Origin of the sequence: Pseudomonas sp. PLMAX, from assembly GCF_046042685.1 — a bacterium.
Lineage (GTDB): Bacteria > Pseudomonadota > Gammaproteobacteria > Pseudomonadales > Pseudomonadaceae > Aquipseudomonas > Aquipseudomonas putida_AE.
In genome coordinates this window covers 2,537,963-2,559,092 of sequence record NZ_CP064949.1, presented here as the reverse complement: position 1 = coordinate 2,559,092, position 21,130 = coordinate 2,537,963, and the positions used below count along the sequence as shown (strand labels likewise).

General features: G+C 52.9%; 16 protein-coding genes and 4 pseudogenes. 13 read left to right on the top strand and 7 right to left on the bottom strand.

The features are described 5' to 3' along the window. Positions 1 to 588 precede the first annotated feature (588 nt). From DKB71_RS11860 to DKB71_RS11845, 4 genes are all read left to right on the top strand, one after another. Positions 589 to 870, top strand: a complete 282-nt coding sequence (locus DKB71_RS11860; RefSeq protein ID WP_408600501.1) for a hypothetical protein — start codon at positions 589 to 591, stop codon at positions 868 to 870. Positions 871 to 948: 78 nt separating this feature from the next. Further along, positions 949 to 1,176: an AbrB/MazE/SpoVT family DNA-binding domain-containing protein gene (locus DKB71_RS11855; protein WP_408600500.1), complete on the top strand. Its 228-nt coding sequence runs from the start codon at positions 949 to 951 to the stop codon at positions 1,174 to 1,176. Between the two features lie 32 nt (positions 1,177 to 1,208). Then, positions 1,209 to 1,943, top strand: coding sequence for a histidine phosphatase family protein (locus DKB71_RS11850; RefSeq protein ID WP_408600499.1), 735 nt, complete (start codon positions 1,209 to 1,211; stop codon positions 1,941 to 1,943). After that, positions 1,858 to 2,475, top strand: a complete 618-nt coding sequence (locus DKB71_RS11845) for an exonuclease domain-containing protein (protein ID WP_408600498.1) — start codon at positions 1,858 to 1,860, stop codon at positions 2,473 to 2,475. Before DKB71_RS11850 ends, DKB71_RS11845 begins: the two co-directional genes overlap by 86 nt. Before the next feature lie 842 nt (positions 2,476 to 3,317). Here DKB71_RS11845 and DKB71_RS11840 read toward each other — a convergent pair. Continuing rightward, complete coding sequence (locus DKB71_RS11840; protein WP_408600497.1) at positions 3,318 to 3,677, bottom strand: hypothetical protein; 360 nt, start codon at positions 3,675 to 3,677, stop codon at positions 3,318 to 3,320. A gap of 110 nt (positions 3,678 to 3,787) precedes the next feature. On the opposite strand from DKB71_RS11840, the gene DKB71_RS11835 reads away from it, so the two are divergent. The 4 genes and pseudogenes from DKB71_RS11835 to DKB71_RS11820 all read left to right on the top strand — a co-directional run bounded on the left by DKB71_RS11835 (position 3,788) and on the right by DKB71_RS11820 (position 7,417). After that, positions 3,788 to 5,353: a recombinase family protein gene (locus DKB71_RS11835; RefSeq protein ID WP_408600495.1), complete on the top strand. Its 1,566-nt coding sequence runs from the start codon at positions 3,788 to 3,790 to the stop codon at positions 5,351 to 5,353. A gap of 29 nt (positions 5,354 to 5,382) precedes the next feature. After that, positions 5,383 to 6,265: pseudogene (locus DKB71_RS11830) on the top strand (ParB/RepB/Spo0J family partition protein). Then, positions 6,265 to 7,166 (top strand): annotated as a pseudogene (locus tag DKB71_RS11825) (plasmid partitioning protein RepB C-terminal domain-containing protein). The pseudogenes DKB71_RS11830 and DKB71_RS11825 overlap by 1 nt, the downstream one beginning before the upstream one ends. Positions 7,167 to 7,207: 41 nt before the next feature. Next, positions 7,208 to 7,417, top strand: coding sequence for a hypothetical protein (locus DKB71_RS11820; protein ID WP_408600494.1), 210 nt, complete (start codon positions 7,208 to 7,210; stop codon positions 7,415 to 7,417). Positions 7,418 to 7,990: 573 nt separating this feature from the next. Here the strand turns inward: DKB71_RS11820 and DKB71_RS11815 are convergent. Next, positions 7,991 to 8,239, bottom strand: a complete 249-nt coding sequence (locus tag DKB71_RS11815; protein WP_408600493.1) for a CsbD family protein — start codon at positions 8,237 to 8,239, stop codon at positions 7,991 to 7,993. Positions 8,240 to 8,614: 375 nt separating this feature from the next. Between DKB71_RS11815 and DKB71_RS11810 the strand changes: the two genes are divergently transcribed. Both DKB71_RS11810 and DKB71_RS11805 read left to right on the top strand, forming a co-directional pair. Then, the gene (locus DKB71_RS11810; protein WP_408600491.1) at positions 8,615 to 9,202 is read left to right on the top strand and encodes an SH3 domain-containing protein; all 588 of its coding nucleotides are present in this window, start codon (positions 8,615 to 8,617) and stop codon (positions 9,200 to 9,202) included. A gap of 1,097 nt (positions 9,203 to 10,299) precedes the next feature. Then, positions 10,300 to 10,581 (top strand): hypothetical protein, encoded by a 282-nt coding sequence (locus tag DKB71_RS11805; protein WP_408600490.1) that lies wholly within the window; start codon positions 10,300 to 10,302, stop codon positions 10,579 to 10,581. Between the two features lie 212 nt (positions 10,582 to 10,793). Here the strand turns inward: DKB71_RS11805 and DKB71_RS11800 are convergent. Continuing rightward, positions 10,794 to 11,021: pseudogene (locus DKB71_RS11800) on the bottom strand (hypothetical protein); the annotation flags it as partial. Between the two features lie 168 nt (positions 11,022 to 11,189). Then, the gene (locus tag DKB71_RS11795) at positions 11,190 to 11,429 is read right to left on the bottom strand and encodes a DUF1652 domain-containing protein (RefSeq protein WP_408600489.1); all 240 of its coding nucleotides are present in this window, start codon (positions 11,427 to 11,429) and stop codon (positions 11,190 to 11,192) included. A gap of 677 nt (positions 11,430 to 12,106) precedes the next feature. Here DKB71_RS11795 and DKB71_RS11790 point away from each other — a divergent pair. Beyond that, entirely contained in the window at positions 12,107 to 14,683 is a 2,577-nt protein-coding gene (locus DKB71_RS11790; protein WP_408600488.1) for an EAL domain-containing protein, read from the top strand. Positions 14,684 to 14,773: 90 nt separating this feature from the next. Here DKB71_RS11790 and DKB71_RS11785 read toward each other — a convergent pair whose 3' ends face one another. The 3 genes and pseudogenes from DKB71_RS11785 to DKB71_RS11775 all read right to left on the bottom strand — a co-directional run bounded on the left by DKB71_RS11785 (position 14,774) and on the right by DKB71_RS11775 (position 18,345). Beyond that, complete coding sequence (locus DKB71_RS11785) at positions 14,774 to 15,913, bottom strand: glutathione-independent formaldehyde dehydrogenase (protein WP_408600487.1); 1,140 nt, start codon at positions 15,911 to 15,913, stop codon at positions 14,774 to 14,776. Between the two features lie 802 nt (positions 15,914 to 16,715). Beyond that, positions 16,716 to 17,935, bottom strand: a protein-coding gene (locus DKB71_RS11780) for an IS3 family transposase (RefSeq protein WP_408596099.1) whose coding sequence is annotated in 2 segments (ribosomal slippage) — positions 16,716 to 17,590 and positions 17,590 to 17,935 — 1,221 coding nt in all. Because the reading frame shifts where the segments join, the coding sequence is not laid out codon by codon here. Between the two features lie 129 nt (positions 17,936 to 18,064). Continuing rightward, a pseudogene (locus DKB71_RS11775) lies at positions 18,065 to 18,345 on the bottom strand (DUF1652 domain-containing protein). Between the two features lie 766 nt (positions 18,346 to 19,111). On the opposite strand from DKB71_RS11775, the gene DKB71_RS11770 reads away from it, so the two are divergent. Both DKB71_RS11770 and DKB71_RS11765 read left to right on the top strand, forming a co-directional pair. Beyond that, complete coding sequence (locus DKB71_RS11770) at positions 19,112 to 19,930, top strand: alpha/beta fold hydrolase (protein ID WP_408600486.1); 819 nt, start codon at positions 19,112 to 19,114, stop codon at positions 19,928 to 19,930. After that, the gene (locus tag DKB71_RS11765) at positions 19,920 to 21,089 is read left to right on the top strand and encodes an ATP-binding protein (RefSeq protein ID WP_408600484.1); all 1,170 of its coding nucleotides are present in this window, start codon (positions 19,920 to 19,922) and stop codon (positions 21,087 to 21,089) included. The genes DKB71_RS11770 and DKB71_RS11765 overlap by 11 nt, the downstream gene beginning before the upstream one ends. Positions 21,090 to 21,130: the final 41 nt, after the last annotated feature.

Below are 21,130 nucleotides of genomic sequence, written 5' to 3'. Positions count from 1 at the left end.
CCATCGACGAGCCAAGAATCCATTCACTCCGGCCGTCACTTTTCAGTACGAAAAAAAACGGATTTTAGGCAAAAGCAACAGAAGCCAAATCGAATCGACTGACCTGAAAACTATGAATGCAAAAATTTGGTGAAGGCTCCAAGATCTCTGCTTTTGTTTTGCTATCAAATAAGAACTCCGTTTTCTTTTTTTGAATTCAAGGGGTACTGCCAAAATAATTTTTTTGGGTGGCGTCCTGGCGCTGCTTTTTCGCTAATTGATTCGCACGGTGCTATCACGATTTCCTAGCCCGTCGCGCTGGCTCTGCGTCCTTTTGCCGAAGCGGCAGCCAGCCATCTTCCCCGCTACAACGTATGCATCGTATTCGGCATGACCAGTGCCGACACGGCCCTACGTTGCGCTCCACGCTCCAACACGTTCGACTATGTCGCACCTGCTTCTCCGCATCCGCTTGCTCGCCATGCGTCCTGTTTTTGTTTTTTTCGTAATGATAAAGTCAACCTCCGCATGCGGTTACGGCTATGGCTTGGACGCCCCATCTTTCACCATCCAAGGAGCCAATCGCTGATTGTCAAAAGGAGTAAAAAATTGCTTACCCGTCCCGATAAAGACGCCCTACGTGCGATGCTGGAATCGCAAGTCCAGGAAAAGCTGCAGCACGACCCAGACGCGTTAACGACTTATGCAGCCAAGCCTGAGCCAGAGCGCAAACCGTACACCAGCAAACCCACGGTTCAGGACAAGGCATTTCACAAAGAGCTCGAGCAGATGCGTACCGACGCTGAAGCTGGAGTGGTACACGCGCCTAAGTGCAAGTCTGAGGACGGAGACGCTCCTAGCCTTAGACTTGATGATTACCCGGGTCTGTAAAACGTGCTGCTGAGAATCTACAAGCTGGAACGGCTTGCCGGCTGAAAGCAACGGAGATCACACGTGAGAAAGCCACCTATGAAAATCGTCATCGAAGAATGGGATGGTGACGGTGCGATTCGAATTCCCGATGAGGCGCTGCAGGAACTAGAGCTCGATGTTGGCGACTCGCTGTATCTGATTGAGGAGTTTGTCGGCAATACGCGTTGTCTTGTTCTATCGAAAACGCCTCAAATTGCGGATCGGATAGACGAGTTGACTGATGGCTGGAATAACGAACAGCGCGGCACCGCCGAGGACAAGTGAGTAGTTCCTCCACATCAAACCGAGGGGCCGTGATGAAACGCGTAAGGTTGATCCGACATGCTGAGAGCGCCGCGAACGCGGGTCTTGCAACTACAGCGCCGGACTCAATACCGCTGACTGAAAAAGGCCAGCTTCAAGCTCGGACGCTTGCCGACTCCATTACGTCCGCACCCGACCTGATCATCTCCTCCCCCTTCGAACGCGCCATCGCAACGGCACTACCAACAGCAGCGCGCTTCCCTCACGTTTCTTTCGAATTTTGGCCCGTCGAAGAATTTACGTATTTGAGCCCAAACCGCTTTGCTGGCACTACTCAGGCTGACCGAAAGCCACATGCGGAAAGCTACTGGGAGAACGGAGATGCGGCGATGATTGATGGGCCTGGCGCTGAGTCGTTCGATCATCTGATCGGGCGCGTAGGTGCGATGTTGGCCAAGCTTGCGGATCACGATGCTCAGGACATCCTAGTCTTCAGTCATGGGCAATTCATCAGAGCTGCTGCTTGGCAGATCAAGCATGGAGGCCACGTTCGGTCATACGACCTGATGCCTGAATTCCGAGCCCTCGATGTGAGGGAACCTTTTAGAAATTGTTCGAGTTATCAGCTCGTGTTCAACGACACCAGATGGACTGTCGAATGCCAAATCGACTCATCAGGACAAGAGATATTACATCCTTACCATGAGCATCGAAGCAAAGCTGCTTCACTTTCAAACCATCCAAAACTTGCTCGCGCCATACTGCTATCTGTATTGCGTCGACCTTGAGGCAACCTGCGATGAGGTGGACGAGTCGGAGTCAACAAGACCGCTAATAGTCACGCCCGAACAGATGGAAACGATAGAGATTGGCCTGGTAGTGGTCGATCTGGAATCGCTTGAGATCGCCGATGAATTCCAGCGTTTCGTCCGCCCTCAGATCCACCCTACCCTGACCGACTTCTGCACGAAGCTTACGTCCATTCAACAAGCAGACGTAGACGGTGCCCGAACCTATCGAGAGGTTGGCGAAGAGATACGAACATTTGCTGAGAGTTATCCAAACGCGGCTTTGGCATCTTGGGGCGACTATGACGCAAGACAGCTCAAGCGCGATGCAGCCTTGGCTGAATGTCCTTCTCTGCTCGAAGGCTTGCCACATTTCAATGCCAGGAAATGGCATGCCGGCTTATATGACGATCGACCTAAATCACTTAAGCAAACAGTAGAGTCGTTGGGCCTGGTTTGGCGGGGTACCTATCACCGTGGCATAGACGATGCCAGGAATGTCGCGTCCATCACTAAGGAGATGCTCGGCTGATTAGGTGAGGCCGGGCCCATTGGCCCGAAGATGCGATCTCTCCATTTGCGTCACACCACAGCGTAGCTATGGGCATGCGATGATTCACACACAATGGTTTGAACACAGCCTACCCCTCCCACATCCCGCGAAGTATCTGTCCTCACGCAGAGAATCATTGCGCCCTGTCATAAATTGTCTCAGCTCAGTCCTGCATAATCGTTGAAATCATGGAGTCATACCGGTACTCCTTAAGCACCAGTTTCATCAGGGAACGCACCATGCATTCAAGATTCAGGGTCATCGAAACAACCAGAATGGATAATGGCATCAAGCAGTATCGGGTTGTGGATCTCGTCGAGGGAGGCTCTGCTAGCAAGCACGGTGTGTTCAAGGCCAGGGTAGAGGCAGAGGCTGTTTGCTCGCTCCTGAATGCCCAGCATCCTCGTCAGACTGGTGTAAGTCGTACGCCCCTGATCATTTGATCCACTCCTTTCTGAAAGCCATGCACACTCCTTTTTGAGATTGATGAATGCCTAGAGCGCAGTCGTGGATTCTCGTTTGGAAGTGCGTTTAAAGGCTCGCCAGATTCAATCGCTGACACTCCTCCTCCGCTACTTCTCGGGCTTGATAGGTTGTCGCTAGACGTTGTTTCTCTTCGTTGTCATAGATGTCGAAACCTATGGGCGCATTCTTGCAAAAGCTCATTCCGATGCGCATTGATCCCGTTTCTTTCGGGATTGCTGGGACAACAACGAATCTCGAAATCATCTTCACACCCTCTCCTCAAACCTCATAACTATTAGCGGCCATATGCCACCACGGCAAGTGGTCTGCGTCAGTTTCCGATGACATGCACATCATCAATCAGAACCTGCCCCTTCCCCTTCACAAAGGTATGAATCAATTCCCTCAATCATCACCTGAAGCTTCTGTCTAAGCGTTGGTAGCTCTGAGGCAGTGAGCGCAAGTGGTCTCTCCGCCATTTCAAGGAAGGCAGCCAGGGCTAGGTCAGAGTGCTTGACCAATGCCACCAAGTGCTCCCCGCGTGGGCCATTGCTCCCGGCCATCCAGTTTTTGACTGTCCGCTCATTTGCGTTCGTCCAACGCATCAGTGTTTTCGCCGCCTGATGCGTTTCACCAAGTTCCGTATGAAGAGCTCTAGCGATCTCAGCTGCATACTGCTTTTGAGCCAGAAAAGAATTACCCGTTTTCGTGAACACTTTTATCTCCCCGATCTTCTACCTTCTAAAGAGCCATTCAGAAAAAACGCTGTGGCTGATCACGGCTTTGGCGTTACCCGTGTAGCCGTGAGCAGGTTGAGGACTTGCCGATGCAAACTCTCATTGGCGCGAGCACCTATAACAATGGTTCAAGCATGGCCATGGCGGCGGCTTACGTGCGGATGTCTACCGAGCATCAGCAATACTCGACAGAAAATCAGCTCGATACGATCCGCCTTTACGCAGCGACGCACGCCTTAGACATCACCAAGGTTTACACCGATGCAGGTAAAAGTGGCCTGCGCTTGGAAGGCCGTGACGCCCTCAAACAGCTCTTCTTTGATGTAGAAAAAGGACAGGCCGATTACTCGACTGTCCTGGTCTATGACGTCAGCCGCTGGGGACGCTTCCAGGATCCTGACGTGAGCGCGAGCTATGAGGTTCGCTGTCGCCAAGCCGGAGTCTCCGTTCAATACTGTGCAGAGCAATTCACCAACGACGGATCCCCTGTCTCCAACATCGTCAAGAGCGTGAAGCGGATGATGGCAGGCGAGTACAGCCGCGAACTGTCGGTGAAAGTCTTTGCGGGTCAGTCTCGACTTATCGAGTTGGGGTACCGCCAAGGCGGCCCAGCAGGGTTTGGGCTCCGACGGCAGTTAGTAGATAGTCACGGCTCACCCAAAAATGAGCTGCAGATAGGCGAACACAAAAGCATCCAGACAGACCGAGTGATTCTGGTGCCAGGCCCACCGGGCGAAGTCGAAATAGTGCAGCACATCTATCGCTTGTTCGTCGAGGAAGGCAGAAGTGAACGTGAGATTGCCGATTGGCTTAATGCCCGGGGTGTACTCAACGACCGCGCAAGACCGTGGTCTCGGGGCACCGTGCACCAGGTGTTGATCAACGAAAAATACGTCGGCAATAACGTCTGGAACCACAACTCCTTCAAACTAAAACAGACGCGTGTTGAGAACCCACCTGAAGAGTGGATTCGCGCGAATGGCGCCTTCCGCCCTATAGTGCATTCGATCTTATTCAAGGCTGCTCAATCGATCATTGAAACGCGTTCCTACCGGATGCCCGATGACGAAATGTTGCAAGTACTGAAGACTATCTACCAACGCAGCGGATACCTATCGGGCCTGGTGATTGATGAGGCTGAAGGTTGCCCCTCCAGCAGCGCCTACCAGCATCGTTTCGGAAGCCTGCTCCGCTGTTACTCCCTCATTGGGTACACCCCTGCACGCGATTACCGATACATCGAAGCAAACAAGCGCCTTAGACAGATGCACCCGCTGCTTCTTGAGCAAACCACGTCAAAGATAGCGGAGGTCGGTGGAAAGGTTTCGATCGACCCTCGCACGGATCTGATGCTGGTCAACGAGGAGGTCACCATCTCTCTCGTACTCAGCCGATGCCAGATCTCTCCTGCAGGCTCTAAGCGATGGAACATACGGTTTGATTTCGGCTTGAGCCCTGACATAACCGTAGCGGTGCGGATGAAGGAGCAAGAAGAAGCGGCTCTGGACTACTACATTCTGCCGGCTATCGACATTGAGACCCCTCGTCTTCGACTTGCCGAAAGCAATGAGGCCAGCCTTGAAATCTATCGGTTTGAAACGCTGGACATCCTCTCTGAACTGTCACGCCGCAGTGATTACAGGAGGGTCGCATGACCGCGATTCAAACCCACCGTAGGGCTCCGATGCATATTGCGGAAGAGACGACAATTCAACTCATTCCACTTGAAGATATTCGGGTGCTCAATCCACGAGCGCGCAACAGACAAGTATTCGCCAGGCTGGTTGAGAACATATCAGCACTAGGTCTTAAGCGTCCCATTACCGTTGCACCGACGACCAGCGGCATCGAACCCTTTGAAATTGTTTGTGGCCAGGGTCGCTTCGAAGCGTTTCAAGCGTTGGGGGAGAAAAAAAAATATCCCCTGCATCGTGGTCAGCGCCAGCGAAGCAGATCGATACCTGATCGGTTTGGTTGAAAACCTGGCACGGCGAAAACATACGAACCGCGAGCTTTTGACATCAATTCAAATTCTTTCGGATCGTGGTTATACCTGCCAGCAGATAGCTGACAAAACCTGCTTGGATTCAGGCTACATACACGGAATTCTTATTCTGTTGCGCCAGGGAGAAGAGCGCCTAATCGCTGCGGTCGAGAAAGGTTGGTTATCCATAAAATTGGCGATGGAAATTGCTCGCTCTAAGGATGTCGATCTCCAAAAAGCCATGATGGAAGCCTACGAAAGCGGAGTTCTCAAAGGCGAGCAGTTGATGAGGGTTCGTCGCCTGATTGATAAACGGAAAACCTTCGGTAAGCGCTATGGACAGCAAGCGCCACACACCGAAAAGCCGACACCTCAAAAGCTTTTGCATGCCTATCAGCTAGAAGTTCGTCGCCAAAAAGTGATGATCAAGAAGTCGGATATTAATGAGCAACGGCTGCTAATCATTGTCACGACAATGCGCAAACTGCTGGCCGATGATTACTTCAGGACGCTGCTTCGAAACGAAGAAATGCCGGACATGCCAGAACCCCTGGCTGACCGGATTATCGGAGAGACGCAGTGATGACAGAGATCAAGCAGGCATTCGAGCAGCGTGTCATTGCGATTCCTCTAGATCGAATACTTCCCTCGCGTAAGGTCGAACAGTTGATACCCGGAAGTAAAAAGTACGCCAGCATTCTGAGCTCAATAAGGGAGCTCGGAGTCGTTGAGCCGTTGGTGGTTCACCCCAAACCGATCATCGCGGATGGAATATCCTCGTTCAGCTTTTGGATGGACACTTTCGCTTAGAGGCACTCAAGGAATTGGGGGCGATTGAGCCGCTATGCCTGATTTCTACCGATGATGAGGGCTTCACTTACAATCGGCAAATCAATCGACTGACACCAATTCAAGAACATAAAATGATCATTTCCGCTCTGAAGAAGGGCATTGAAGCCTCTCGTATTGCTGCGGTGCTTGGGATGAATGTGGAAAAGGTTCATGAGAGAGAAAAATTACTGAAAGGCATTGCTCCGGAGGTTGCGGAAATGCTCAAGGTGCGCATGGTATCGCAGGATGTGTTTCGAGCCATTCGACTGATGAAGCCTCTCCGACAGATAGAAACCGTTGAGATGATGATCTCAGCCAACTGTTTTACGCGTAATTACGCTCGGATGGTCTTGGCGGCGTCGCGACCAGAGATGCTGGTGGAGGTTAAGAAAAAGCTAAGCGACGTCAGCGCCGTCGACATTGCCCGTATGGAACGAGAGATGGAGAACCTCCAACATGATTACAAGCAGGTTGAAGACACGCTGGGCGAGACAATGTTGGTGTTGGTTGTCGCTAAAGGGTATCTCGTACGCATGCTTCGCAACGAAGCCATTGCCGGCTATCTCAGCCGCTACTATGCGGAGCTACTCGAAGAGTTGGTGTCCATCATGGAAGCAGTAACCTCCGATGCTAGGCAGCTTGAACGGGAATAGCGATCCCCTGCTAGGCTCTCCTCTTTCACGGAGGAATCACGATGTCAAACGCAGACTTACTCCCTTCCCTACTCTTCAAAATCAATCAGAACCAGCTAGCCCTCGAAGCCGCAATCATGGAGCTAACACTCTGGGTCGAGCAGCGAGGAGCATCTGAGGCCGCCGGCAACGTACGCGGAGCGCTGGCAACGATCACCAAGAACGAAGAGTTCATAAGCATGACGTTAGCGGTGCTCATGACGCCTGAGTGAATAGGCCTCGAGTGTGTAGGCTAGCCGGGCCCATTGGCCCGAAGGATCGAACTCCCTGTTGACGCCACTTCATACCGCAGCTTAGCTATCGGCAGGCGATGACTCGACCTCAGAATGATTTGAACACAACCTCTCCTGTCACTGCCCGCGGTCTGCCAGGTGCTGACGGACGTCGTGCTTGGCAAACGCATCATGATGCGAAGATCCATTCCATCATGGAGTGAGATCTAACACGGCCTCATGTCCGTTGAGATTGATGGATGGCGGCTCACACTATTCAATGACTGTGACACCCTGGACTACTGCGAGTACTGCAGGTCGCCTGATGGTAGAGTCGGGACATTTGAACTCTGGCAGCGCGACGGAGCCGATTCTGTCGAACTACTGAATGCCTGGGAGCGTAACAGCTCGAGCGGTTGCTCGCCGCGCTCTGATCCCGAACGCATGAGCGGATGCGTGTTGCTTGTTATGCACCTCCCCCGCACTCTCGCGGTGGTCGACTCTAAATGGAGTGCGAGGGGGGCAATTACAATTAACGGGTGAATGCACAGTTAGCGATCCCGTCGTCCTTGCTCAGCGACGCAGAAGCCGGCTTACGAGCAGCACCATAGCTGCACCAATTGCAATTGCGGCGACTGGTTTCTCTTTAACAAACGTAGATACGCTGTCTAGTGTATCGCCATAGGTTTTGGTCAGTTGACCAGCAGCTTGGCGTCCACCGCCTTCTGCCTCAATCGTCGAATCACCAATCAGTTTGCCGACCGCGCTCTGAGCCTTGCCGGCCAGCTTTTCTACTACACCTTCTACCTGTTCGCTCTTCATAGTTCATCAGACCTTCGTATGTGAGTGGGGAGCTTCGAACAGCCCTAACCGAGTGGCTATCAGCACGACATTAGGGACGTGCGCCTGATGATTAGTTCAATGATGATGAGCTAGAGGGCTATCTTCAACGCGTCTACTCGTTACCCATGCCGCGCGATGATGGATTTTTCTAAGGAGCCCAAAGGGCTGCAGCGGACATGATCGGGAAGTGGGCACTCAGCGAGTCCAGACATTGTAATGTCGAGATAACTGAATGGTTTTCCTCCCAGGGAGAAAGACAGCGACTGCTTGCGACGCTTTCTTTGCGAAAACCCAAGCTTTTAGAGCTAGGTAGGCTGCAGAAAATGGAAGCTTGGCTAAGCTCGCAATAGGTTTATGAAGCCAGGCTGGTTAGGAAGACAGGCTGGACACTGTTTGTTCAGCGAGAGCAAAGGAAATGCGCAAGAAATCTCACCATGGTTTGTTCCTCTCCTGATTCTTTTCGCTGTCCTATGGGCAATAGGCAAAAAAGATACGCCTTCCATTCAGGTGCAACCGAGCCTCCCGAGTACACCGAATCCGCTGAACTCGACTACATCAGTTTCCTCACCGAAAACGGCCTCGACCGTTGAACAATACGTAAATGTGAACAAGCTCAATATCCGAGATCAGCCAGGCGGAAAAGTCATTTCCAAGCTGAGCCGTGGAGACAAAATTCAGGTCTTCGAAAAAAGGGATGATTGGGTGCGTATAAGCATTGATGGCCAACCTGCGAAATGGCTTTCTTCCAAAAGCCTTTGTAGCGGATCGAATTGCTACGTCGCCTCTCAACTGAAACCATCGCCTTCGCCATCACAACCGACCCGGAGGCAGACTCCAGAATACGGATCCTCCTGCCCTTGTTCTTCAGGAAGCGTTTGCATCGGGCCAAGAGGCGGTCGGTACTGCATTACTTCAGGTGGCAACAAGCGTTACGGTGTTTGAGCGATTTTCGAGCGGTAGAACATTCTCGATCACGAAGTCAGTGCGGTCTGCGATTCGGTGTAGAGCCCCTCCCAGCGAGAGGGGGTCTGCTCCAGGCTCATGAAAAGTGGCGTCTAGTGATCGCAGACCAGGGCGATCCTGAGGCTATTCCAGCCTCTAGCATCTATCCTCACAAGCCATGGACATTGGATGATTTCGTTGTCGCTATGGCGACTCTATTGCAGTCTGGCATTGCGATTCATAAAGCCTGGTTCACGGCATCTGAGATGCCAGGTAGACCGGGCTCGACTTGGTTACTCTCTTCATTAGAAGCTTGGTTAGTGCGTCCTCTATCTCATCAGCAGCACCGTGCTTATGCTCCGTGAGTGACCACTGCCAGAAACGATCTGCCATCAGGCCGCCAACGGCTTCTGCACATAGTGCATCACAGCTCACACCCATCTTTGTGGCTGCTGCGATAACTGCTAAAAGGGCTTGCTCAAGTTGCTGTGTTCTATCGGAGGACACGGGACGGGCTCCATAAAAATGAACCCATAGTATGGACTGATATCAATTTGACATCAAAGGTCGCCTGTTATGCTAAATGCATCATGACGCGAAGCTCCATCCAGCCTTAAGCGAGATCTATCATGGCCTCATGCCCGGGGAGATTGATGGCTGGAGACTCACCCTCTTCAATGACTGTGACACCCTGGACTACTGCGAGTACTGCGAGTACTGCGGGTCGCCTGACGGTCGAGTCGGTACCCTTGGACTCTGGCAGCGCGACGGCGCTGATCCTGTTGAGCTATTGAGTGCATGGGAGCGAGAACAGCTTGAGCGACTGATCGCTGGGCTCTGAGCATGCAACCAAAACGGCAAGTGAATGTTTGGCCACTTCAGTCATCTCGAAAGCTTCATCTAAGGTTGTAGCTATGACATCGTTTTCATCACAGGCGGTGACCGCTAAGGCTTGGTAGGCTTACCAGAATTGTTAACCTGCCATCGGGGTAACTGCCAACCTTCGATGCAACCACAGTTATAAACGGCCCTGCCCTCACCAACTGCTCAATGACAATCGAATAGTTAGTGCCTGGCCTCCGAATAGGAGCAACAAATTGCTTAACCGTCCCGACAAAAACGCGCTCCGTGCGATGCTGGAGTCGCAAGTCCAAGAAAAACTGCAGCACGACCCTGACGCTGTAACGACCTATGCGGCCCAGCCTGTACCTGACCGAAAACCGTACACCAGCAAACCCACGGTTCAGGACAAGGCATTTCACAAAGAGCTCGAGCAGATGCGTGCAGACGCCGAAGCTGGGGTGATACACACGTCTAAGCGCGAGCCGGAGCATGGAGGCGCTCCTAGCCTTAAGCTTGATGATTATCCCGATCTGTAAGGTGCCATTGAGAATCTACAGGCAGGAACTGCTTGCCGGCTCATAGCAACGGAAACCACACGTGAGGAGGTAAAGTGCAGCCGGGCTAAAGCCCGAAAGAGCGATAGCCAAAGTAACTTTAGCTCCGCAGCCGAACATACCGCCCATCGAATCTCACATGAGCCACCCGCGCAATGTATGGCGCCCGCAGTCAGTCAGGGAGCGAGAACTGCCTCGATCAAGCGTGCATTAGGTACGGCTCGGCGCACGTCTACTATCGCGCCCTCAATTGCGTCATCTGCAGAGGGTGCTTCACGGACAAACTCCAACGCCAACCGACCTGGTTGTCCGACTCCGACCATTGCGTCATCGCAGCCCTCTTCCGCCAAGCGTTCCACAAGCGCATCGATATCGCTCTCGTCAGACGTGAGTTGGTATTTAAGGGTGAAGGTAAAGACCATCTCTAACACTCCGCTTTAGCAAGATCCTACGTGGCTTCGATTGTCGCACGGCGCGATCCGAGCCGGGTTAAAGACCGAAGGAGCGATAGCCCAATAGGTTTACCTTTCCTGCCCAAGCTTAAGGATCGTTTTGGGTCTCTATGGAGAAAGGCGCTCAATGTGCCCTTGCTAGGCGAATGAAGCTTTTCTAGACGCCATCTCGCCGCGGAGCTCGCCAATCAGATTCGCGATGGATCGGCTCGACGTTAGATCCGCTGTTGAGACCGCCGTGACCAGCATTTCGACACGACCCGTTTCAGCGTCAAACACCTTAATCATGAGGGAGCCATCGGGGTTAACGGTGCAGGTGCAAGCGAGGGGTAGAAACCCACACTCGATAATGTGGCGGAGCTCTAAATTGGAAATCATGACTGTCCTCCAGTTGGTCATGGTCTACTAATTTTTGTTCATTGAGGATAACAGTCAAGCGTCTCCCGTGAAAAACCATGACGAGATCTTTCCGTCTCCGCCAACACCGTCTCTTGCGCGATCCCCCTTCCCTTAATGCTTCCAGCTGGTACCTCGCCCTCACGCGCCCTAGAAGTGCATTGCGCACACCGAATGCAATCTGAGGTCAATCTGATACGGTCTTTTTTTGTGAATCTGAGCCTTTTTTGGCTTTGATCCTTTCTTATAGAGTGCGCGCCCTCCGCATTATTAGAACATTGATCGGCCGTCCGTTGTCTTGAGGTCTATGAAGACCAATGACCACGGCAGTGTTCAGGTAGCCCGTTTAAGTTTTTTCTACCTCATACCTGCTCACTAACGCCGAGGGCAAAGGCTTGCTGAGCGCTTCGACGCCCCGTTTGACTATGGCCCTACGGTTCACGCTAGACATATTACTTCGGGAAAACACAGGGCCCACACCCGCGATAGGTCTCAATCCTTCACCCGGATTGGCAAGCGCAATATCATGCCTTCAACATGAACGATCTGTCCTTACGATGGATCCAAGAGCTACTACGCTCTGGTCACTTAAAAAAAATTTATCCCGCGGTCAATAAAAGTGACCGAGACCAAATCTCAGATTTATCACTTGGGGTGTTATGTCGAAACCTGACGCTTTTATCACTGCCCGCGAAGCCCCGTTGAATTCAAGCGTTGCGCTCACCAGAGCCTCATTATTCAAGTTTGCTGGGTTACTGGGCACAGTGTTCATCCTCGCTACGGGCATGCTGGTTTTCGTGGCGAAAAATCTAGATGGCACCGAAGAAACCAGGAGCGCTTTTTACGCCGAAAAAGCTGTTCAGACGCTTGAAAAAAATCTTCGATCCACCATCAAGGATTACGCCTTTTGGGGCGATGCATATAAACATCTGCACAAAACCGTGGATGCGGACTGGGCGTTTACCCGACAGAACCTTGGCCCGACGCTTTATTCCGATTTTGGTTTCCCAGGTCTATTCGTGATAAACGCAGCAGACCGGAGTGTCTACTCGGTCGTAAATGGTGAGCTGACTACCATTGAAGCTGCGGACTGGTTGGGACAACCTTTAGGGCCAGTGCTCGACCAAGCTCGTCGGGGCGCAGATAGTGAAACAGCGGTAACTACCTTCCTCAATGTTCGCGGCGTTCCTACTCTCGTTGCAGCAGCGGCGATAACCTCGGGAGCGGATCCCACTGTCCAATCTGAAAATGGGCCATCGTCGGTACTGCTTTTCGTGGAAACACTGGACAACGTCACGCTGCAGGGAATGGGAAGTGATTATGGAATCGAAAGATTGCACGTCGCTACACCTGACGAGATTCACAAGAAATCCATCCTGCTGCTAGGCGACAACGGATCGGCCGGTGGATTGCATTGGGAACCGGCAAAGCCCGGCACCCGATTGCTAGGTTTTATACTTCCATTGATTGCCACAGCTGCTCTTCTGGTAGGCCTCATGATATGGGCCATTCTTCGACGTACGACAGCTGCCGCCAAAGCACTCGATTGCAGCTATGAGCATTTACAATCAAGCCAGGTCGCCCTCGCTGAGAGTGAAGCCCGTTTTCGAGATATCGCGGAAGCAAGCTCCGATTGGATCTGGGAAATAAATCAAGACTGGCGCTTCACCTACCTTTCTGAAAGATTTGAAAGTGTTACAGGACTATCTCGAGAGGCCTGGATCGGTGCAAAAATTGATGACCTGCTTCACATGGAATTCGGCGCCGTATCGCAATGGCTAAGCATCCCTAATCGCCGTCACAACATCAGCGTTCAATGTTCTTACGTCGATACAAAAGGCACTGCGCGAACGTCTCGATTATCGGCACGAGGACTCGTCGACCACGGATTTCGTGGTACGGCAACCGATATAACAGATGAGGTGGAAGCGCGTCGGCGTATTGAATATCTTTCGCAGCATGATGCGCTGACAGGGCTCCCAAACAGGACGAGGTTACAGGAGTTTCTAGACGGCAAACTTAAAGCTGCGCCTACCCCCGAGCATCCCCTCGTGATGCTTATTTTAGACCTTGATCGATTTAAACCGGTAAACGACCTTCTCGGGCATGCGGCTGGTGATGAGGTGCTCAATGAAGTGTCCCGCCGGCTAGGTGAGTGTGTGCGCAGCGGAGATCTCGTGGCGCGGATTGGCGGCGATGAGTTCGTGTTAATTCTTAACGATGTGAGCTCAGCTGAGGAAGTAGAAACGGCATGCCGGCGTTTGATTGATTCGATTGAAAAACCAGTCAAGATCGAGGATCAAGAGGTTTTTGTCAGTGCCAGCATCGGAATTTCGATGGCACCTAACGATTCAACGCAAGCAGCAGAATTACTCCGCTATGCGGATATCGCCTTGTACGAAGCGAAATCCGCAGGTCGAAATACCTGGCGATTCTATGCCAACGAAATGAACACCAAGATTATCGAACGCCGCCAGCTCGAAACCGATCTTCGCCATGGGATTAAACACGGTGAGCTGCGTCTTCATTTCCAGCCCCGCTATCGCATTGCAGACGGCAAAATGGTCGGAGCTGAAGCGCTTGTACGCTGGCAGCATCCTAAACGAGGCCTTGTATCCCCTGATACTTTTATTCCTATTGCAGAAGAGACGGGTCTCATCCTTCCGCTGAGTAACTGGGTACTCACAACCGCTTGCGGCCATGCGGCCCGCTGGCCAAAAAAACTATTTGTTTCAGTCAATCTTTCCCCGACCGAGTTTCAACGCGGTAATTTGGTTGAGCGGATAGAGAAAGCAATCACAACGACGGGGCTAGAAGCACAACGTCTGGAATTGGAAGTGACCGAGAGTGTCATGCTTGAAGACGCATTGGGTGCTCTAGAGGTTATGCGAGCGCTGAAGCGGGTAGGTGTACGTCTTGCAATGGACGACTTCGGTACTGGTTATTCTTCGCTCAGTTATCTGCGCTCGTTCCCGTTTGACGGACTCAAAATAGACCGCAGTTTTGTCAACCGTCTGGGGGAAAGCGAGGAGGATAGATCGATCATTCAAGCCATCGTAGGTTTGGGTCGCGCTTTATCTTTGACCGTAACGGCCGAGGGTATTGAAACCGGGCTACACCTAGATTTGCTCAAAGAGGCCTGCTGCGAAGAGGGCCAAGGATACTTCCTGAGTCGACCGTTAAATAGTGATGATTTTGAGTCTTTGCTGATGGCTGGACAGGAGCTGAGTAAGTAGCCTTACACGTTAGTTCGCATCATTTGTCTCCTGGTCACGCAGCTGGTGAATGGGCCTGATCTTTTGACCAGGCGCATCCACTCATCCGGCTCAAGCCGCAGGTTTGAGTACAACTTTTGTCCACCCATTGTCACGCGCATCGAAATGCTTATAGGCGTCAGGCCCCTCGGCGAGTTTCAGCCGATGGGAGATGATCTGCGCGGGGTTGGCCCGACCATGGTGAATGAGTTCGGCCAGCCGGCGGTTGTAGGCTTTGACGTTGGCTTGTCCTGTTCGAATCTGCTGCCCCTTGAACCAGAAAGCGCCGAAGTCGAAGGCCATCTTGCCCTGCTTCGCGAGCGGATCTTTAGCTCCAGGGTCTTCGGGTACAAATACACCGACGACACCTATCCCGCCGGTTGCCTTGGTTGAAGCCACAAGATTATTCATGGTTAGGTAGTTCGCTTCATGACCATGCCGGTCACAGCATTGATAACCCACGCATTCACACCCGCGATCCGTGCCCTTGCCATGGGTCAGATTAAGAATCTGATCCACCGCCTCCTTCTCCAGGGAATTGATCGGTGTGGCGCCAAGTTGCGATGCAAGCTTCAAACGGTCGGGATGATTGTCAACCACGAAGACCTGCGACGCGCCCTTGATCATGGCAGAATGAGCTGCCATTAAGCCGACCGGGCCAGCGCCGTAAATTGCAATACTTTCACCGGGCAGCAACCCGGCCAATTCGGTGGCGTGCCAGCCGGTCGGAAAGATGTCAGAGAGCATGACGTAGTCGTCTTCACGCTCCTGCGCGTCCTCGGGTAGCACCAGGCAGTTGAAATCTGCATATGGCACACGCAGCAGTTCAGCTTGCCCACCTTGATAGGGGCCCATGTCGGCAAAACCATACGCGGCACCTGCAGAACCCGGGTTCGCAGTCAGGCAAAAACCCGTCAGGCCCTTCTCGCAGTTTTCGCAGAAGCCGCAACCGATGTTGAACGGCAGGCAAACGCGGTCGCCTACCTTGACCCGATCAACGCCGGCTCCCACCTCGATAACCTCACCGAGGTTCTCATGCCCAAATACACGGCCTGTCTCCATTGAGGTGCGGCCTTCGTACATATGCAGGTCTGAACCACAGATGTTAGTCGTGGTAATCCGAACCAGGACGTCTGTGGGTTTTTCAATTTTGGCATCGGTGACATTTTGCACGCTTACGTCACGCGGGCCGTTGTAAACGATGGCTTTCATGATCTTTCTCCTGTTGGCAAGACGAAAGACATATTTCGTCTGCTCAGACTTAATCTGTCAGGAACACATGAACGTATGTTCAACCAAATGACGTGGGGGGTGACGAGCGGCCAATGGACGAGCCCTGCGTCGAAATTATTGAATTTTTTTCAGCGTCAGACATCATTCGCTCACATAATTCGTTGGAGCATCTCCGTGCATAAGCTAGGTATGGAGTCAGCGAAAAGTCATCTCACCACTCCGACGATTTTGAAGTACGAAATCCAGTACTTTGTGACATTCACAGGTAGAGATCCGCCAATACCAGCCATTAGGCCATCCAAAAAAGGTATGCCTTTTACCGCACCACCCAATGCATAACGGCAACGCTCATAGCCCATCGTTGGCGCATGGCAAACCTGACAATAAGGATGATGGTGTCCACGTATATTTAAGTGGACACCATCGCCCTTATAGTTGGGATCGGATAGGTGACTTTTGCCGGACGCTTGCGAACAAGCTGGTGACGCCCAGGAGAATGAGCCAGCCGCAATGCGCGCTTCCTTCACACATTCACGGAAGGCCTCCTGCAGTCAGTCATGGAGCGAGAGCTGCCTCGATCAAACATGCGTTAGAGATGGCCCGGCGCAAGTTTTTTATGGCCCTCAATCGCGTCCTGTGCTGAGGATGCTTCGTGGACAAACTCCAACGCCAGACGATCTGGTGTCAGACTCCGACCAATGCATCATCGCATCCTTCCTCAGCCAAGCGTTCCACAAGCGCATCTGGACTTGCCCCTACAAAACCGGACACCAACTCCCCGTTAAATTGATGCAGCTGCCAAGCGCCTGAACTCCCTCGGTGAGCGATAGTTCAAAGCGCTGTGCGGATGCTGCTCGTTGTAATGCTCAAAGGCAATTGCCAGGTTACGTAGCGCCGTTTCTCGATCTGGCTTGGGCATGTGCGCCACATAATCCCGCTTGATCGTCTTCACGAAGCTCTCGGCCATGCCGTTGCTCTGCGGGCTGCGCACCGGTGTGGTCAATGGCTGCAAGCCGATCTGTCGAGCAAACAGGCGTGTCTGTTCAGCGGTGTACGCCGAGCCGTTGTCGCTTAGCCATTGAACTGGCGTGGCGGGCAGTCGATCACCAAAACGCTTCTCCACGCTTTCCAACATCAGGTCGCGAATATCATCGCCGCTGTACCCGGTCGGGCTCGCAACCCAGCCGATGGCTTCGCGATCACAGCAATCGAGGGCGAAGGTCACGCTCAGTTTGGCGCCGTCCTCACAACGGAACTCAAAGCCGTCCGAGCACCAACGCGTATCGCTGGTTTCCACCGCAATACGGCCTTCGTGCCGACGCGGCACGCCGGGCTGTTTGATCCGGCGTTCAAGCAGCAGATTGTGATCACGCATGACCCGGTAAACCCGTTTCACGTTGATCGCGGGCAGCGACCGCTTTTCACGTGCGCGACGCAGCAGTCCCCAGACGCGACGGTATCCATAGCTGGGCAGTTCGCTGACCTCTTGCTGGATTTCAGCGACCAGCTCTACATCGTTCACAGGCCTGCTTCGCCGTGTCTTGGGCGATACCGATTGCTTGATTCGAACCGTTAATTGCGAGCGCGCCACACCGAGACATTCGCTGACCAGCTTCACTGGTCGTCCCCCGGCAACAAGGGTGAGTGCGCAATCCATTTTCGCGACCGGGCGATCTCCACGGCCTCTTTGAGGATTTCTGCTTCCATCGTCTTCTTGCCCAGCATCCGTTGCAGTTCACGGATCTGCTTGAGTGCATCGCTCAGCTCAGAGGCCGGCACCACGGCTTCACCAGCACTGACCGCCGACAGGCTGCCGTCCTGATAGAGCTTGCGCCACAGGAACAACTGGTTGGCATTGATGCCGTTGCGCCGAGCGACGACCGACACACTTTGTCCTGGCTCAAGGCTCTCGCGAACCATCGCCAGCTTCTGCTCCGGGCTCCAGCGGCGCCGCCGCTCCTGGCCCAAAAGCTCCCCACTCTTATCGTTGCTGTTAGTCATAAACATAACCGTTTGCCTATCCCTTATCGTAAGGGGGAAACGGTGTCCTGTCTTTCATGGGGCTCGTTCAGCATCAATGTCGCTCACGTCAGACGTCAGTCGTTTTGAGGGTGAAGGTAAAGACCATCTCTAACACTCCCCGTTTTGGGCTCTATGGTTGCGTCCTTGCTCGGCGAATGAGGCTTTCCTAGACGCCATCTCGCTGCGGAGCTCGCCAATGAGATTCGCAATGGATCGACTAGAGGTTAGATCCGCTGTCGACACCGCTGTGACCAACAGTTCAACACGACCGGTTTTTAGCCTCGAACACCTTGATCATCAGAGAGCCATAGGGGTTGGAAGTGCAGGTACAAGAGAGAGGCTGAAAATCCACACTCAATGATGTGTCGAAGCTCCAAAGTCGAAATCATCACCATCGTCCGGCTGGTTAAGTTCTTCTGATTTTTGCGCCTTTCGGAAAACCGTCAAGCGACTCCCGAGAAAAACCATGACGAGATCTTTCCGTATCCGTCATCCAGCGGATCTTGGTTGGTGCTCTCCCCCTTTATGCGCACCACCTCAACACAAAAACCGGCAAAACGGTTTTGAACGCTGTCATAAATTGTCTCAGCTGAAGCACGTTCAATTTCTTGAAATCGTCTACGTTTGACGGTACTTGTAGGACACCAATCTCATGCAGGGAAAGCAACCATGCACGCAAGATTCAGAGTGATTGAGACCACCACACTGGACGATGGCAGCAAACGATACAGGGTCGTTGATCTTGTTGAGGGAGGCTCGGCCAGCAAGCATGGTGTGTTCCAAGCTAGGACGGAGGCAGAGGCAATTTGCTCGACATTGAATGCTGCACATCCGAGGCCGGTTGCAGAGCATGCATCGAGGAATACCTACTGAGCCGACACGGCATTCCGAACAATCGCAGCTTGGTAATAGTTACTCGGCGCTGACCGCATGCCAAGCGTAAAGGCTGCTGGGACTCTTTAGCCTGCTTTTGCAAACTGAGAGCAAGCAAACACACCCCTACGGTGTGAATCAGCCACGCCCCGCTTATGGCCTACTACCTTCCGCTTCTGTCTCGTTGAATACAGAGACTGCTTTGTCAGTGACGTGCGGCGTCGAGCTATCTACACTCCCGGATGGGCCAAAATCTCCTATTGGTTCTCTGGAGCATCCGTAATGTCACTTCAACATCGCAACAATGTAACTGTCCTGGGAGATGGTACGGCGACGCTGATCTTTTCCCACGGCTTTGGCTGCGATCAGACCATGTGGAGTTATCTGGTCAATCACTTCACCGATCGTTTCAAGGTCATCCTGTATGACCTGGTGGGCGCGGGCCAATCTGACCTCGGCGCGTACGACCGAGAGAAGTACAGTTCGCTGCAGGGCTACGCGCAGGATTTGGCTGAGGTCATCGACCAGTTTGCCAGCGGTTCGGTGATCCTGGTCGGTCATTCCGTCAGCGCCATGATCGGTGCGTTGACGGATCGCCAACTCCGCAACCGCATTGCTGCTCACGTGATGATTGGCCCCTCGCCGTGTTATATCGATTCAGAGGACTACGTGGGTGGATTCAACATCGCCGACATCCACTCGTTACTCGACACCCTCGACAGCAACTACCTGGGCTGGTCTAGCACTATGGCGCCCGTCATCATGGGGGCTCCGGGACAACCCGCGCTCGGCGAAGCACTCACCAACAGTTTTTGCCGAACCGATCCTGAAATCGCCAAACAGTTTGCCCGAGTGACATTCCTGTCGGACAACCGGAAGGATGTCGCCGGTCTTTCGACACCTACCCTCATTTTGCAATCAACCGACGACATCATTGCTCCTATTGCCGTAGGTGAATACCTGCATACCGTGCTGCCCAACAGCACACTTTGCCTGATTTCCAATGTCGGCCACTGCCCCCACATGAGCGCGCCCAGCGCCTGTTCCGAAGCTATGGACAGCTTTCTCTTACCCTGGACAGACAACCGAAATGGCCAGTGAAACGCCGCCCATGCTGGATGCGCAGTCACTGTTCGACGGGGCACCCTGTGGTCTGGTGGTTACCCAGGAGGACGGCACCATCCTGCAAGCCAATCTCACTTTTAGTAACTGGGTTGGCATCAGCCAGCCAGACCTTGGAGGCCGACGTTTTCAGGATCTGCTGACAATGGGTGGTCGGATTTTTCACCAAACTCACTGGGCGCCTTTGATGCGAATGCAAGGCTCCGTTGCCGAGGTGAAACTTGATCTGATCCATCAGAACAAACGCGTCATTCCGATGCTGCTCAATGGTGTTAGACGTGAGCACGCCACCGGGGCCTTCTACGAGCTGGCGTTGTTTTGCACCACCGACCGCGACCAATACGAGCGTGAGCTGTTGAAAGCGCGAAAAGCAGCAGAGGAGCTGTTATCCGAGAAGATGGCTGCTGAAGCTGCTTTGCTTGAAACCCAAAAAAAACTCAACGAAGCGCATGAAAAAGCCCAACGTCGTGCGTTGTTCGCTGAGCAAATGGTCGCCATCGTCAGCCATGACCTTAAGAATCCACTGACTGCTATCAAAATGGCCTCGGAAATCCTCGCCCGTACGGAACAAAGGACGAAAGAATCCAAATTGCTCGGCCATATCAGCAGTTCGGCGGATCGCGCCCATCGAATGATCGCCGAACTACTTGATTTCGCCTTGGTTAGAGTAGGTCGAGGCATTACCGTTTCTTTCTCTATCGACGACCTGCACAGAGTCGCCGCCCAAAGCGCGGCGGAACTGCAAGTTGCCTTTCCTCAAGCCAGGCTTGTTCATACAACCATAGGTAGTGGCACCGTCAGACTGGACGTGGACAGAGTGCAACAGATCATAGGCAACCTAGTTGCCAACAGCGTGGCGTACGGGGATTTGCACCAACCTATTACCATTACCTCCCGGGTAGGAAATGGCAAAGCAAGTATCAGTGTCCATAATGCCGGCCCGGAAATCCCGGCGTCCCTCAAAGCGGCAGTATTTGAGCCGATGACTCGTGGAACCAGTCAGTCCAGCGAAGTACGCAGCGTAGGTCTTGGATTGTTCATTGTTCGAGAAATCGCCAAGGCGCACGGCGGTGAGGTATCAGTTGATTCCAGCGTTGAGGATGGCACTACATTCGCCGCTCAGTTCCCAATTGACTAACGCGCAGTTTTTCTCATATCTATAGTTCGCATCCGAACTAC